Source organism: Streptomyces sp. NBC_01451 (assembly GCF_036227485.1).
Classification (GTDB): Bacteria; Actinomycetota; Actinomycetes; order Streptomycetales; family Streptomycetaceae; genus Streptomyces.
On the sequence record NZ_CP109479.1, the window covers coordinates 1,598,360 to 1,612,875 of the forward strand.

Consider the following 14,516-nt stretch of genomic DNA (forward strand, 5'->3'; position numbering starts at 1 on the left):
CCGACGGCCACTTCGGATCAGGATATGCCGGGACACCGACACTGCCCGGCGCGGGTAACCTCGGCCGGATGACGCGCCGTTTCCGCATCCAATCGCCCGGCGAGGGCACCGACGACACCGCCTGGCACTGGTTCGAGGTCGAGGACGACGGCTGGGTGCTGCGGCAGGCGGTGTTCGAGGCGGCACTGGAGATCCCGCGCTCCTGCGAGCCCCTCCAGAATGCCGACGGCACCACGTCCGGCGGTGCCTCGATGGCCGCCGCACAGGCCCAACTGGCCCTCGTACGAGAGCGGTTCGGGCGCCTCGGCGTGCAGCTCTACCAGACCGTGTACGGACCGTTCACCGAGGGCGCCGTGGAGGTGCCGCCGGAGGCGGTGGACGTGACCGAGCCGGAGTTCGAGCGGGCGTGGTCCACGGCTCTGCGGCACCGGCATCTGAGCCACTACACCACCGGCCCGCTGCCCGAGGGGTACCTGGTCACCGGCATGGTGTGCGCGCTGCCGTGGGGACCGGGCCGGACCGGGCTGTTCGTCGACATCAACCTGCCGGTGGACGCCTTCGTGGACATCGCCTGGCTGCCCTTCGACCCCGCGGACTGGCCCGCGGTGGGCACCGTGGCCGAGTTCGAGGTCGTCACCCTGCGCTTCAGTTCGGCCCGCCCGCAGATCAGGCTGCGCCCGACAGCAGCTCCGCCACCCGGCGAGCCGTGGCCGCGTCGCGCGCAGCGGTGAACGGCAGCACATTGCCGCCGGTTATGCGGAACGGCTCGCCCGCGCGGGTCAGGTGGGCGCCGCCGGCCTCCTCGACGAGGAGGATGCCCGCCGCGTGGTCCCAGGCGGCCTCCCAGGAGAACGCGGTGGCGTCCAGCTCACCCCGGGCGATGGCCAGATACTCCAGGCCCGCGGAGCCGCAGGCGCGCGGCCGGACGCCGTCCGTCCACAGGCCGAGCAGCGCGCGCTTCTGTTCGTCGGTCGTGTAGTCCGGGTGGGAGGTGGCCACCCGGAGGTCACTGCCGGGCTGGGGCACGCCCGCGTGCAGGGGTGTGCCGTCGAGGAAGGCGCCCTGTCCGCGGATCGCCGTGGCGAGCTGGTCGCGGGCCGCGGCGAACGTCCACGACGCGCGGACGACTCCTCGGTGGGCGAGCGCGACAAGCGTGCAGAAGCCGGGGTCGCCGTGGACGAACTGGCGGGTGCCATCCACGGGGTCGACGATCCAGACCGGTGCCTCACCCTGTATCGCCTCGTACGAAGCGGGGTTGGCGTGCACGGCTTCCTCGCCGACCACGACGGAGCCGGGCAGCAGCTTGGGCAGCACCTCGGTGAGATAGAGCTCGGCCCTGCGGTCGGCATCGGTCACCAGGTCGTGCGGTCCGCTCTTCTGGTCGACCTCGTGGGCGGCGAGCTGCCGGAAGCGCGGCATGATCTCCGCGGCCGCCGCCTCACGGACCGCTTCTTCGACGTCGGACACATGCCGGGCGAGAAACTCTTCGATGGTTTCGTTTTCTTCGATCATGCCTCCATGAGAGCACGCGCCACTGACAATCCCCGCCGGGCCGGTGGACATCGGATGGAATCCGCCTGAAGACCAGGATTCGGACATCAGCGCCCGACCGCGTACCCCTGCATCCCCCGCGGATTCGCCGCCGCCGACAGGACACCCGTCTGCGGGTCCCGGGCGACCGCGCACAGCCGGCCCTCGGACCAGTCGTCACCGATCGTCACGTCGTGCCCCCGGCTGCGCAGCTCCTCGACCACTCCGTCCGCCGTGCGGGCCTCGACGGTGACACTCCCGGGGCGCACGCCGCGCGGGTAGAAGGAACCCGGGAAGCTGTCGTTGTGCCAGTTCGGGGCGTCGATCGCGCCCTGGAGGTCCAGACCGCCGCGCACCCGGGGGCGCAGGGCGACGGCGAGGAAGAAGTGCAGCTGCCACTGGTCCTGCTGGTCCCCGCCGGGCGTACCGAACGCCAGCACCGGCACCCCGTCGCGAAGCGCGACGGAGGGGGTGAGGGTGGTCCGGGGGCGGCGGCCCGGGGTGAGGGAGTTCGGCAGGCCCTCCTCCAGCCAGGCCATCTGGAGCCGGGTGCCGAGGGGGAAGCCCAGCTCGGGTACGACGGGGTTGGACTGGAGCCAGCCGCCGCTGGGCGTGGCCGCGACCATGTTTCCCCAGCGGTCGACGACGTCGAGGTGGCAGGTGTCGCCCCGGGTGGAGCCGTCGGCGGCGATCTCGGGCTCGCCGGGCGCGCCGGGCGCGGACGGGGCCGGGAGTCTGGCGACGGTCGGTTCCCCGGCTCCCAGGGGGTCGAATCCGGGTTCGTCCGTGGTCACCACGCGCGCGTGCGCGCACAGTCGCGGGGTGCGTCCGCCGGGGCTGCCGGGCCGCAGGTCGTAGGAGGCCTTGTCTCCGACGAGCGTCCGCCGGTCGGCGTTGTAGGCGTCGGACAGCAGTTCGTCGAGCGGTACGTCGGCTCCGCCGGACGCGTCCCCGTACCAGGCCTCCCGGTCGGCCATGGCGAGCTTGCAGCCCTCGATCAGCAGGTGGACGTAGTCGGCGGAGCCGTACTGGGGCAGCTCGGGCGGGAGCAGCGCGAGCTGCTGGAGGAGAGCCGGGCCCTGGCTCCAGGGGCCGGCCTTGCAGAGGGTCCAGCCGTGCCAGTCGTAGGTCGCCGGGGCCTCGTAGGACGCGGACCAGGAGGCGAGATCGGCGGCTGTCAGGGTGCCGGTGTGGTGCGTGCCGCTGGTGTCGAGGGTGGGCCGCGCGGACTGCCGTACGAGCGCCTCGGCGATGAATCCGGTGCGCCACACCTCCCGTGCCGCCTCGATCTGGGCGACGCGGTCCCCCGCCCCGGCGACCTCGGCGAGCAGGCGCTTCCAGGTGGCGGCGAGCGCGGGATTGCGGAACAGCCGGCCGGGCCGGGGCGGCTGCCCGCCGGGCAGGTACACCTCCGCGGAGGAGGTCCACTCCGTCTCGAACAGCACCCGTACGGTCTCCACGGTCGCGCCGATGTTCTCCACGGGCGCGTGCCCGTCCTCGGCGTACCCGACGGCGTACTTGAGGACGTCGGCGAGCGTCCTGGTGCCGTGGTCGCGGAGCAGGAGCATCCAGGCGTCGAAGGCGCCGGGCACGGCGGCGGCGAGGGGGCCGGTGCCGGGTACGAGATCGAGTCCCAGTCCCCGGTAGTGCGCGACCGTGGCCCCGGCGGGCGCGACACCCTGCCCGCACAGCACCCGCACCTCGCCGTCGGCCGGCGCGATGATGATCGGCACCTCACCGGCGGGCCCGTTGAGATGCGGTTCGACGACGTGCAGGACGAAGCCCGCGGCGACGGCGGCGTCGTACGCGTTGCCGCCGTCCTCCAGGACGGCCATCGCCGACTGAGAGGCCAGCCAGTGCGTGGAGGACACCATCCCGAAGGTGCCCTGGAGCGTGGGTCGGGTGGTGAACACGGGCGGCTCCTTCACTGCGGCACACGATCCGATGATCGTACGTACCCCGTGCCGCGCTCCCGATGGACCCGGTAGACCCGCTGCACCAGCCGCGCCCGCTCACCTCCCGGTTAGGACCGACGCCGTCCCGCCGTCAGCACGTGGCCGCTCGCGCCGAGCAGTGCCGGATCGGACTCGATGCGACGGGTCGCGGACATGACGGCCTCGCGGCGTTCCGGGTCGTCCAGCCACTGCTCGACACCGCCCATGAGCCAGGCGACACCCTCCAGCCCGTACTGGCCTTCCGGGACGAGTCCGGCCTCGCTGAACTCGGCCGGCACCTCGGTCGGTTCGGCGAAGTAGGCGGTTGTGAACAGGCCCCCCACGGTGCCGTGTCGGCCGGTGGCGCTGACCTCGTCGGTGTGGGCCCGGTGAACCGGGTCGAAGTAGTGCTCCTTCCGAAGCAGGTCGTGCAGTGCGGCATGGCGGTTGATGGTGGCCGCGACCACCGGTCCCCCGGGCCGGACGACCCGCAGCGCCTCACTCAACGCCTTCACCCGGTCCGGTCGTTCGGGCAGGTGGTACAACGGCCCCAGCATCAGGACCACGTCCTGGGAGGCGTCCTCCACGGGCAGCGCACGGGCGTCCCCGAGCCGCGCGGTGACGCCGGGCAACCGTCCCGCCTGGTCCACGTGCAGCGGCACGGGATCGATCACCTCGACCTCGTACCCGTCCCGCGCAAGCCACTCCGCGTGCACCCCGCTGCCCCCGCCGACATCCAGCACGCGCGCGGGAGCCGCGGGCAGCAGCCTCCGAAGCACGTCCTGGGTCCGCCAGAACTCAAGCCGCCCGGAACCCCGCCGGATCCGGGCGTCCTCCTTGCCGCGCGCGTAGTAGTCGAGGATCTCCTCGCGCACGGCGGGGAGTTCGGGGGACGGGTTCTCCGTGGTGGCCGATGAGGAGGACATGCGTCAAGGCTGCGGACGGGGGCGGAACGGCGCAAGCTGTTATCGAAATGCCTGCCTCATCACCTATGCGAGTTTCGCCTTGCTGTACAGCATTGAGGAGGAATTAGGCGCTATCGGCGCCGATTTGCCTATTCCGACGGACAGTCCGGGCGGCCCACGGCAAGTGACAGTCATCGCACCGCCACGGAGCGAGTTCTTACTTCCGCCCCACAGGCAGTCATGTGACACTGGCGTCCCGTCCGGAGTGCGGACCCCCTCCGCACCGTCCCCCACGAGAAGTGCGCCTTGAGCCTTCCTCTGCCGCTCGCACTCACCACCCGCCTCGCGCCCGTCGCCGTGCTCGCCACGGCCGGCTGGGCGCTGTCCTCGGGTCCGCTCGCCGCGGCGCCGTCCGACAACAACGAGACGGCGGCCACCACGGGCGCGTCCGCGGCGCCCACCGCGCCCTCGACATCGGCGGCCACGAAGACCTTCGCCGCCGCGCCGGCGCCCTGCTCGGCCGTGACCCCGGGGACGATCAAGTCCCTCGTCCCGGGCGCCAAGGCGGCCGGCAAGGAGATTCCGTCGACGGACACGGACGCGCGCCGCACCTGCTCCTGGAACGCGCTCAAGGGGTACGACTACCGCTGGCTCGACGTGTCGTTCGAGCTGTCCGACACGGACGCGGCGGCGGAGAAGACGTACAAGGACCGCCTGACGGAGAAGAGCGGCGGCGGGGTGGTGCCCGGTCTCGGTGACGCCGCCTACTCCGTCGTGAACCTGACCACCGAGGACAAGCAGCAGACCCGCGAGGGTGTGGTCCTGGTCCGCGCGTCGAACGCGCTGGTGGTGATCACGTACAACGGCAGTGACTTCGAGTCGAAGAAGGCGCCCAGCACGGATGTGATCAACAAGGGTGCCATCAAGGCCGCCCGGGACGCGGTGGCAGCGCTGGAGGGCAGCCGGTAGAACCGGCCGCCCTCCGGGGCACGTCACAGGGTCAGACCGTGGTCGTCTCCTGCTCCTGTTCCCGCGCCTCGTCACTCCCCTTGCCGGTCGCCAGCATCAGCGCCAGGTAGAGCACCATCGAGGTGCCCAGGCCCACGGCCCAGCCGTAGTCCGCCAGCGAGGACAGTGCCGGGATGGGCCGCCCGTCGATCAGCGGCGCGAAGTTGGCGCCGCCGACGGCCAGTACGCCGCCGACCAGGAGGGCGACGACCGCCCGCCAGTTCCAGCCGTTGTCGTACCAGTAGCGTCCGCCCGCCCGGTACAGGTCGGCGAGGTCGAGCTTGCCGCGGCGCAGGATCCAGTAGTCGGCGATCAGGATGCCCGCGACCGTGCCGAGCAGACCGCCGACCAGGCCGAGCCAGGTGAAGATGTAGCCCTGCGGGTCGGAGTACAGCTTCCACGGGAAGATCAGCACGCCGAGGACACAGGTGGCGAGCGCGCCCGTCCGGAAGCTGATCCTGCGCGGGGCGATGTTGGAGAAGTCGAAGGCCGGGGAGACCAGGTTGGCCGCGACGTTCACGGACAGGGTCGCCACCAGCACGGTGACCAGGGCGAACAGCAGACCGAAGACGTTGTCGGTCTTGGCGGCGAGCTGTACCGGGTCCCAGATCGCCTCGCCGTACACGGCCTGCGAACCCGAGGTGACCATGACGGACAGGAACGCGAAGAGCGTCATCGTGGTCGGCAGACCGAGCGCCTGCCCCCACGTCTGGGCCTTCTGGCTCTTCCCGTACCGGGTGAAGTCCGGGATGTTCAGCGACAGCGTGGACCAGAAGCCGATCATGCCCATGAGGGCGGGCGCGAAGATCTTCCAGAAGTCCGGGCCGTAGCCCAGCTTGGAGGGCTGGTCGAGCAGCGGACCGAAGCCGCCGGCCTTGTCGGCCATCCACCACAGCATCACGCCCGCGCCGAGGAGCACGAAGGGCGCGGCCCAGTTCTCGAACCGGCGGATCGTCTCCATCCCCCGGTAGATGATCGCGACCTGGATCGCCCAGAAGATGGCGAAGGACAGCCACATCGTCCAGGCGTAGCCGCCGATCTTCCCCGCGTCGCTCCAGCCGTTGCCGATGAGCTTGCCGGCGAGGAAGTAGATCGCCTCGCCACCGATCCAGGTCTGGATCCCGAACCAGCCGCACGCCACCAACGCCCGTACGACGGCGGGGAGGTTGGCGCCCCGGATACCGAAGGAGGCACGCGCGAAGACGGGGAAGGGGATGCCGTACTTGGGCCCGGCGTGCCCGGTGAGCAGCATCGGGATGAGCACGATCACGTTCGCCAGGGCGATCGTGAGCACGGCCTGCTTCCAGTCCATGCCCACGGCGATCAGACCCGAAGCGAGGGTCCAGGAGGCCGTGTTGTGGGCCATGCCCACCCAGAGGGCCGAGAAGTTGTACGTGTTCCAGGTGCGCTTCTCGACCGGAACCGGCAGCAGGTCCTCGTTGGCGTACGGCCCGCTGGGAACGGGCGCGTCGGGGGAGATCTCCACCCGGCCGTCGGGGAGGGTGAGTTGGGAGGACGGCGGTATGGCCGTGGGAGCGGTGTCGGTCATGGGCAGGCCAATCAATGAGATGGGTCGGGAAAGGCCGTGCGGGTGGCGCGTTGGGGGATGCGCACAGGACTCCCGGAGGAGTCCTGACCCCCTCCCCGGCAACCTGAACGCCGGGGAGAGGGAGATATCGGGGACGTGCGGGTCGTAACACGGCAGCCGGTGTACGTCAGGCGTTGACGGCCGGGATCACCGTCGACCCGTAGGCGTCGATGACGGCTTCCTGCGCGTCGTGCATGTCGTAGACGGCGAACTGGTCGACGCCCAGCTCACGCAGCTTGTTGAGCTTCTCGATGTGCATCTCGGGGGTGCCGATGACGCAGAACCGGTCGACGATCTCGTCGGGCACGAACTGGGTGTCGGGGTTGTCGGCCCGTCCGTGGTGGGAGTAGTCGTAGCCCTCGCGGGCCTTGATGTAGTCGGTGAGTTCCTCGGGTACGGCGGCGGAGTGTGCGCCGTACTTCGACACCAGGTCGGCGACGTGGTTGCCGACCATCCCGCCGAACCAGCGGCACTGCTCGCGGGCGTGCGCGAGCGCCTCGGGCGAGTCGTCCTCGGTGATGTACGCGGGGGCGGCGACGCAGATCTTCACCTCGGACGGGTCGCGTCCGGCGGCGATGGCCGCGTCCTTGACCGTCTTGACCATGTACTCGGTGAGATAGAGGTCGGCGAGCTGGAGGATGAACCCGTCGGCCTCCTCGCCGGTCATCTTGAGGGCCTTGGGGCCGTACGCGGCCATCCAGACGGGGAGTTCGGCGCCCGGCCGTACCCACGGGAACTTGACGACCGTACCGCCGAGGTCGGCCTCGTCGCCCCGGCCGAGCGAGCGGATGACCTTCATCGCGCCGCTGATCCGGGCCAGCGTGTTGGGCGTACGGCCGGCGACACGCATCGCGGAGTCGCCGCGGCCGATGCCGCACACCGTGCGGTTGCCGAACATGTCGTTGAGGGTCGCGAAGGTGGAGGCGGTGACCTCCCAGGTGCGGGTGCCCGGGTTGGTGACCATGGGGCCGACCGTCAACTTCTCGGTGCTGGACAGGATCTGACTGTAGATCACGAACGGTTCCTGCCACAGCACGGCGGAGTCGAAGGTCCAGCCGTACGTGAAGCCGTTGCCCTCGGCGCGCTGCATCAGCTCGATGACACGCGAGGCCGGCGGGTCGGTCTGCAGGACGAGGCCGAAGTCCATGAGCGCTGCTCCTAGTTCAGATCAGGTACTGACAGGTGGAGCGGGGGGTGTAGACGCCGTGACCCGCGCGTCCGGTGAACTCCCGCTCGGTGATGACGAGTTCGCCGCGCGAGAGGACGGTCTCGACGCGGCCGGTGAGCCGCTTGCCCTCGTACGCCGAGTAGTCGACGTTCATGTGGTGGGTCGCGGCGGAGACGGTCTGCTCGGCGGCCGGGTCGTAGATGACGATGTCGGCGTCGGCGCCCGGGGCGATGGTGCCCTTCTTCGGGTAGAGGCCGAACATGCGGGCCGGGGTGGCGCAGGCGATCTCGATCCAGCGGCGGCGGCTGATGTGCCCGTCGACGACGGCCTGGTGGAGGAGGTCCATACGGTTCTCGACGCCCGGGAGCCCGTTGGGGATCTTCGAGAAGTCGCCGCGGCCCAGTTCCTTCTGGCCCTCGAAGCAGAAGGGGCAGTGGTCCGTGGAGACGACCTGGAGGTCGTTGGTCCTGAGGCCCCGCCACAGCGCGGCCTGGTGGTCCTTGGGCCGGAGCGGCGTCGAGCACACGTACTTGGCGCCCTCGAAGTCCGGTTCGGCGAGGTTGTCGGTCGACAGGAACAGGTACTGCGGGCAGGTCTCGCCGAAGACGTTGAGCCCCTCGTCGCGCGCCCGTGCCAGCTCGGCGACTGCCTCCTGCGCCGAGACGTGGACGACGTACAGGGGTGCGCCCGCGACCTGCGCGAGCTTGATGGCGCGGTGCGTGGCCTCCGCTTCGAGGAGGGCCTTGCGGACCTCGCCGTGGTAGCGGGGGTCGGTCTCGCCCCGGGCCAGCGCCTGCTCAACCAGCACGTCGATGGCGATGCCGTTCTCGGCGTGCATCATGATCAGCCCGCCGTTCTCGGCGGAGCGCTGCATGGCGCGCAGGATCTGGCCGTCGTCGCTGTAGAAGACGCCCGGGTAGGCCATGAACTGCTTGAAGGAGGTGACGCCCTCCTCGACCAGCAGGTCCATCTCCTTGAGCGTGTCCTGGTTCACGTCGGAGACGATCATGTGGAAGGCGTAGTCGATGGCGCAGTTGCCGTCGGCCTTGGCGTTCCAGGTGTCGAGTCCGTCGCGCAGCGACTGGCCGACGCTCTGCACGGCGAAGTCGATGATCGTGGTCGTGCCGCCCCAGGCGGCGGCCCGGGTGCCGGTCTCGAAGGTGTCCGAGGCGGCCGTACCGCCGAACGGCAGTTCCATGTGGGTGTGCGCGTCGACGCCGCCGGGGATGACGTACTTCCCGGTGGCGTCCATGGTCCGCTCGGCCGTCCAGGCCTGGGCGGTGGCGCTTCCGCTGGTGGCGAGGGCGGCGATGCGGCCGTCTTCGATGAGGACGTCGGCATGGATCTCGTCGGACGCGGTGATGACTAGTCCGCCGCGGATGACGGTACGGCTGCTCATGGGATGACAACTCCGCTGGTTGTGTGAAGAGTGCGGGTCGTGTGTGGCTGGTCGCGCAGTTTCCCGCGCCCCTGGGTGGGCGCGGGAACCCGGCGTCTACTGGTTACGGTGCGGTCAAGGGGCCGTACGCGTCGGGGCGGCGGTCGCGGAAGAACTGCCAGCGGTCGCGGACCTCGCGCAGCTTGGCCAGGTCCAGGTCGCGGACGACGAGTTCGGTCTCCTTGTCGCTCGCCACCTCGCCGACGAACTGTGCCTCCGGGTCCACGAAGTACGAGGTCCCGTAGAAGTCGTTGTCGCCCAGTTCCTCGACACCGACCCGGTTGATCGCGCCGACGAAGTACTCGTTGGCGACGGCCGCCGCCGGCTGCTCCAGCTGCCACAGGTAGGCGGACAGGCCGCGCGAGGTGGCCGACGGGTTGAAGACGATCTCGGCGCCTTCGAGGCCCAGCGCACGCCAGCCCTCCGGGAAGTGCCGGTCGTAGCAGATGTAGACGCCGATCCTGCCCACGGCCGTGTCGAAGACCGGCCAGCCGGCGTTGCCCGGGCGGAAGTAGAACTTCTCCCAGAACCCGGCGACCTGCGGGATGTGGTGCTTGCGGTACTTGCCGAGGTACGAGCCGTCGGCGTCGATCACGGCGGCCGTGTTGTAGAGGACGCCGGGCTGCTCCTCCTCGTACATCGGCAGGACGAGGACGATGCCCAGTTCCCTGGCGAGCGCCTGGAAGCGCTTGACGATCGGGCCGTCCGGGATCTGCTCGGCGTACTCGTAGAACGCCTTGTCCTGGACCTGGCAGAAGTAGGGGCCGTAGAACAGCTCCTGGAAGCACATGACTTGAGCACCCTGCGCCGCGGCGTCGCGGACCGCCTGCTCGTGGACCTGGATCATCGACTCCTTGTCGCCCGTCCAGGCAGTCTGGAAAATGGCGGCGCGAATCACCCTGCTCATCGGGACCTCCGGTCACTCGGTGTACGCCGAGCCTAGGAAGCCTGGAGATCGGGTTTGAGTTGCACGGTGTCACGCCTGCGGACGCCCGGCGTTCCACGGTGTCACCCTGCCGTCGGCCCATGTTTCACCACTGTTTTCCCTGGTCCTCTGATGTTTCGGAGCGGTAAGACGGAGCGCTGGAGCGAGCGGTCATCGGCCTTGCTGGGCGTCGTGCGCGAGGAGCGCGATATGCACGGAGGCGGCCTGCTCGAAGTCGTCGAGATCGAGCCCGAGCCGCGCCTCTATCGCCTCCAGCCGCCGGTAGAGCGCGGGCCGCGATACGTGATGCAGTTGCGCGGTACGTGACTTGTTGCGCCCGGTGGCGAGATAGGTCCGCAGCACGGGCAGCAGTTCGGACTCGCCCCCGGCCCCGCACAGCAGCCCGTCCAGCTCCCGCTCCGCGAACGCCTGGACGTGCGGATCGTCCCGCAGCAGCCGGACGAGCCCGCGCAGCCGTACGTCCCTCAGGTGCACCAGCACGGGCAGGTCCTGCCCCGCCGGGGTGTCCGCGACGGCGGCGGCGACATGCAGTGCCTCGCGCAGTCCGGTGGGTACGTCGTCCCAGTTGGCGAGTGCCTCGGCGGCGGCCACCACGGTCCGGCCCCCGCCGGTCTCGGTGCGCAGCCGGAGCGCGAAGTGCGCGGCCAGCGCCTTGGCGTCCTGGTCCCGGGCGAGGCTCAGCAGCACGGCGGTGGCGTCGTCGGCCAGCTCGGCGACCAGCCCCGGCAGCCCCAACAGCCTCAGTACGCGGTCGAGTTCGGCGGGGTCGCCGTCCCGTACGACGAGCGGCACGAAGGTCCGCCGGTTGACGGGCAGCCCGGCGGCCCGCGCGCGCGGAAGCAGCTGCCGGGCCGGTACGACTCCGCTCACCAGGTCCGTCAGCAGGCTCTGCGCGGACTGCTCCTCCCAGGTGTGCACGGAGCCCCCGAGCATGCGGTGCAGGACGAGTGCCTCGGCGCCCCGGTCGGCGAGGAGCCGTCCGGTGGCGGCGTCACCGCGGTACCCGCACAGCACGATCCGCCCCCAGCGTTCCCCGCGCCCGCCCAGCTCGGCCCGGATCCACCCGTCTCCCCCGCTGCCGCCGGCCTGCCGGGAGATGCGCTCCCAGTCCCGCAGCACGTCGTCGACGGCCGACCGCTCCCCCGCCGTGGCGAGGACCCGGTGGGCGAGGTTGGTGACGACGACGGGACAGGCGCTGTGCGAGGCGACCTCGTCGAGGAGGCTCTGCAGCGGGGCGCCGGAGGTGATGAGCCCGGTGAGAGCGGTCCGTACGGCTTCGGACAGGCTCACGGCGGCGAACTTCCGCCGGACCAGCCGGGACTGGACCTCCTCCGTCAACTCCGCGAAGGGGAAAGGCCGGTGGAGCACCACCATGGGCAGCCCGCACCGCTCGGCCGCTCGCCGCATGACGTCCGGGGGCGCCGGAAAGGCACGCCCGAGCCCGAGCACGACGGCGGCGGCCTCCGCCCGGTGCAGCGAGCGGATGTACTCGGCCTGGGCCTCCTCGTCCCCCGCGAGCAGTACCCCGGTCGTGAGGATCATCTCGCCGCCGCTGAGCATCACGCCGACATCGGCGGCCTCGGCGACGTGCACCCAGCGCACGGCCCGGTCGAGCTGGCCGGCGCCGGCCACCACCTCGGGCTCCCCGGCGAGCACCCGTTCCAGGCCGAGGACCTGGCGGACCGACAGGGCGGGTTCCAAGGTGGTGGTCGTGAGCATGGCCGTCTACCCCTTTTTCTGTGGCTCGGTTCGCCTCCGGGGCGCTCCGGCCTGTGTCGAGAGCCCGACCGTGCTCGACCCTTCGGGCCTCCGCGCGCTCCAACTCTCGACACAGGCGCGCCCCTTCGGCTCACCCGCCCTTACTCAGGTTCTGCTACTGGGTGCTCCTCAGAGCACGTTCGAGGATCGCGGCGCCCTCCTCGGCCTCCGCGACGGTGAGGGACAGCGGCGGTGCGACGCGCAGCGCGCTGGTGTTGTGGCCGCCGCCCTTGCCGAGGAGCAGCCCCTCCTCCCTGGCCGCTTCGAGCACGGCGGCGGCGGTCTCCGGATCAGCCGTGTCGGTGCCCGGCTTCACCAGCTCGACGCCGATCATCAGTCCGCGGCCACGGACCTCCCGTACGCCCGGAAGCTGCGCGGCGACGGCCCGGAGCCGTTCGATGAGCAGGCCGCCGACGCGCCGGGCGTTGCCCTGGAGGTCGTGTTCCAGGAGGTAGGTGAGGTTGGCGAGGCCGGCCGCCATGGTGATCTGGGTGCCGCCGAAGGTGGAGATGGAGTTGGAGTCGAGGCAGTTCATGATCTCGGCGCGGGCCACGACCCCGCCGATGGACATGCCGTTGCCGATGCCCTTGGCGAAGGTGATGATGTCCGGCGGACCGTTCTCCGCGTGTGCCTGCCAGCCCCAGAAGTGCTCGCCGGTGCGGCCCCAGCCGGTCTGCACCTCGTCGGCGATCCACAGGATGCCGCGTTCCTGGAGCACCCGGCGGAAGGCCGCGTAGAGCCCGTCGGGCGGCGAGGTGAAGCCGCCGACGCCCTGGATGGGCTCCGCGATCAGGGCCGCGGGCGGCCGGACGTGCCCGAGCAGGTCCTCCAGGTCGGCGACACAGGCGGCGATGAACTCGTCGTCGCTCAGCTCGGCGTACGGCCCGCGGGTGCGGACGCCACCGTGGACGTACAGGGTCTGGAGCGGGGACAGGGAGGTCGGGGACCAGCCCTTGTTGCCGGTGATGCCGACCGTGCTGAAGGAGCGGCCGTGGTAGCTGTTGCGCATGGCCAGGATCTGGTTGCTGCGCCGGTAGGAGGTGGCGAGGAGGAGAGCCGTGTCGTTGGCCTCCGTCCCGGAGGTGGTGAAGAAGACGCGTGCGTCCGGGATGCCGGACAACTCGGCGATGCGCTCGGCGAGTTCGACCATCGGCCGGTTGAGGTAGAGCGTGGACGAGTGGATGATCCGCCCGGCCTGTTCACTCACCGCCTTGGTGACCTCGGGCAGCGCGTGCGCGGTCATCGTGGTGAGGATGCCGCCGAAGAAGTCGAGGTACCGCTTTCCGGCCGCGTCCCACACGTACCGGCCCTCGCCGTGCGTGATTTCGAGCGGGTCCTCGTAGTAGAGGGCGAGCCAGTCCGGCAGGACCGCCTTGTGACGCCCGTACAGATCGCTCACGGCTGCACCAGCCCTTCGTACGCGTCCGGCCGCCGGTCCCGGTAGAAGGCCCACTGCTGCCGGACTTCCTCGATGAGATCGAAATCAAGATCCCGCACGACGAGTTCCTCGTCCTTGTCGCTCGCGACCTCGCCGACGAACTGGCCGCGCGGGTTCACGAAGTACGACGTCCCGTAGAAGTCGTTGTCCCCGTACTCCTCCTGGCCGACCCGGTTGATGGCGGCGATGAAGTACTCGTTGGCGACGGCCGCCGCCGGCTGCTCCAGCTGCCACAGGTAGGCGGACAGGCCGCGCGAGGTGGCGGACGGGTTGTAGACGAGCTGCGCGCCGTTCAGGCCCAGCTGGCGCCAGCCCTCCGGGAAGTGCCGGTCGTAGCAGATGTACACGCCGATCTTCCCGACGGCCGTCTCGAAGACGGGCCACCCCATGTTTCCGGGCTTGAAGTAGTACTTCTCCCAGAACCCCTTGACCTGCGGAATGTGGTGCTTGCGGTACTTGCCGAGGTAGGTGCCGTCGGCGTCGATCACGGCCGCGGTGTTGTAGTAGAACCCGGACTGCTCGACCTCGAAGACCGGGACGACGATCACCATGCCGGTCTCGCGCGCCAGCTCCTGCATACGGACCACCGTCGGCCCGTCGGGCACGGGCTCGGCCCAGCCGTAGTGCTCGGGCTCCTGGACCTGACAGAAGTAGGGGGCGTTGAAGACTTCCTGGAATCCGATGACCTTGGCACCCTGCCGGGCGGCCTCACGGGCGTGCTCCACATGTTTGGCGACCATGGACTCGGTGTCACCTGTCCAGGTGGCCTGAACCAGAGCGGCACGTACGACGTTGGCCATGAC

12 protein-coding genes are annotated in these 14,516 nt (G+C 70.4%); 2 read left to right on the forward strand and 10 right to left on the reverse strand.

Annotation, left to right across the window (positions count from 1 at the left end):
* The first annotated feature begins 68 nt into the window (after window positions 1–68).
* Entirely contained in the window at window positions 69–731 is a 663-nt protein-coding gene (locus tag OG595_RS06940) for a hypothetical protein (protein ID WP_329268990.1), read from the forward strand.
* On the opposite strand, the gene OG595_RS06945 is transcribed toward OG595_RS06940, so the two are convergent.
* The 3 genes from OG595_RS06945 to OG595_RS06955 all read right to left on the reverse strand — a co-directional run bounded on the left by OG595_RS06945 (window position 667) and on the right by OG595_RS06955 (window position 4,390).
* The gene (locus OG595_RS06945; RefSeq protein WP_329268992.1) at window positions 667–1,512 is read right to left on the reverse strand and encodes an inositol monophosphatase family protein; all 846 of its coding nucleotides are present in this window, start codon (window positions 1,510–1,512) and stop codon (window positions 667–669) included. The genes OG595_RS06940 and OG595_RS06945 overlap by 65 nt on opposite strands.
* A gap of 86 nt (window positions 1,513–1,598) precedes the next feature.
* Window positions 1,599–3,443, reverse strand: coding sequence for a gamma-glutamyltransferase family protein (locus OG595_RS06950; RefSeq protein ID WP_329268994.1), 1,845 nt, complete (start codon window positions 3,441–3,443; stop codon window positions 1,599–1,601).
* 110 nt (window positions 3,444–3,553) lie between these two features.
* On the reverse strand, window positions 3,554–4,390 hold the full coding sequence (locus tag OG595_RS06955) for a class I SAM-dependent methyltransferase (protein WP_329268997.1): 837 nt from the start codon (window positions 4,388–4,390) through the stop codon (window positions 3,554–3,556).
* Window positions 4,391–4,675: 285 nt separating this feature from the next.
* On the opposite strand from OG595_RS06955, the gene OG595_RS06960 reads away from it, so the two are divergent.
* A complete protein-coding gene (locus tag OG595_RS06960; protein ID WP_329269000.1) occupies window positions 4,676–5,338 on the forward strand; it encodes a hypothetical protein in 663 nt (220 codons plus the stop codon).
* 31 nt (window positions 5,339–5,369) lie between these two features.
* On the opposite strand, the gene OG595_RS06965 is transcribed toward OG595_RS06960, so the two are convergent.
* The 7 genes from OG595_RS06965 to OG595_RS06995 form a co-directional block, all read right to left on the reverse strand.
* Window positions 5,370–6,926 (reverse strand): NCS1 family nucleobase:cation symporter-1, encoded by a 1,557-nt coding sequence (locus OG595_RS06965; protein WP_329269002.1) that lies wholly within the window; start codon window positions 6,924–6,926, stop codon window positions 5,370–5,372.
* A 166-nt stretch (window positions 6,927–7,092) separates the two neighbouring features.
* Window positions 7,093–8,112, reverse strand: a complete 1,020-nt coding sequence (locus OG595_RS06970; protein ID WP_329269005.1) for a TIGR03842 family LLM class F420-dependent oxidoreductase — start codon at window positions 8,110–8,112, stop codon at window positions 7,093–7,095.
* Between the two features lie 16 nt (window positions 8,113–8,128).
* Window positions 8,129–9,532 (reverse strand): dihydropyrimidinase, encoded by a 1,404-nt coding sequence (gene hydA / locus OG595_RS06975; RefSeq protein ID WP_329269008.1) that lies wholly within the window; start codon window positions 9,530–9,532, stop codon window positions 8,129–8,131.
* A 103-nt stretch (window positions 9,533–9,635) separates the two neighbouring features.
* Window positions 9,636–10,478 (reverse strand): nitrilase-related carbon-nitrogen hydrolase, encoded by an 843-nt coding sequence (locus OG595_RS06980; protein WP_329269011.1) that lies wholly within the window; start codon window positions 10,476–10,478, stop codon window positions 9,636–9,638.
* Window positions 10,479–10,667: 189 nt separating this feature from the next.
* Window positions 10,668–12,236 (reverse strand): PucR family transcriptional regulator, encoded by a 1,569-nt coding sequence (locus OG595_RS06985; protein ID WP_329269014.1) that lies wholly within the window; start codon window positions 12,234–12,236, stop codon window positions 10,668–10,670.
* A gap of 154 nt (window positions 12,237–12,390) precedes the next feature.
* Window positions 12,391–13,674, reverse strand: a complete 1,284-nt coding sequence (locus tag OG595_RS06990; RefSeq protein WP_329269016.1) for an aspartate aminotransferase family protein — start codon at window positions 13,672–13,674, stop codon at window positions 12,391–12,393.
* A complete protein-coding gene (locus tag OG595_RS06995) occupies window positions 13,671–14,513 on the reverse strand; it encodes a nitrilase-related carbon-nitrogen hydrolase (RefSeq protein ID WP_329269019.1) in 843 nt (280 codons plus the stop codon). The genes OG595_RS06990 and OG595_RS06995 overlap by 4 nt, the downstream gene beginning before the upstream one ends.
* Window positions 14,514–14,516: the final 3 nt, after the last annotated feature.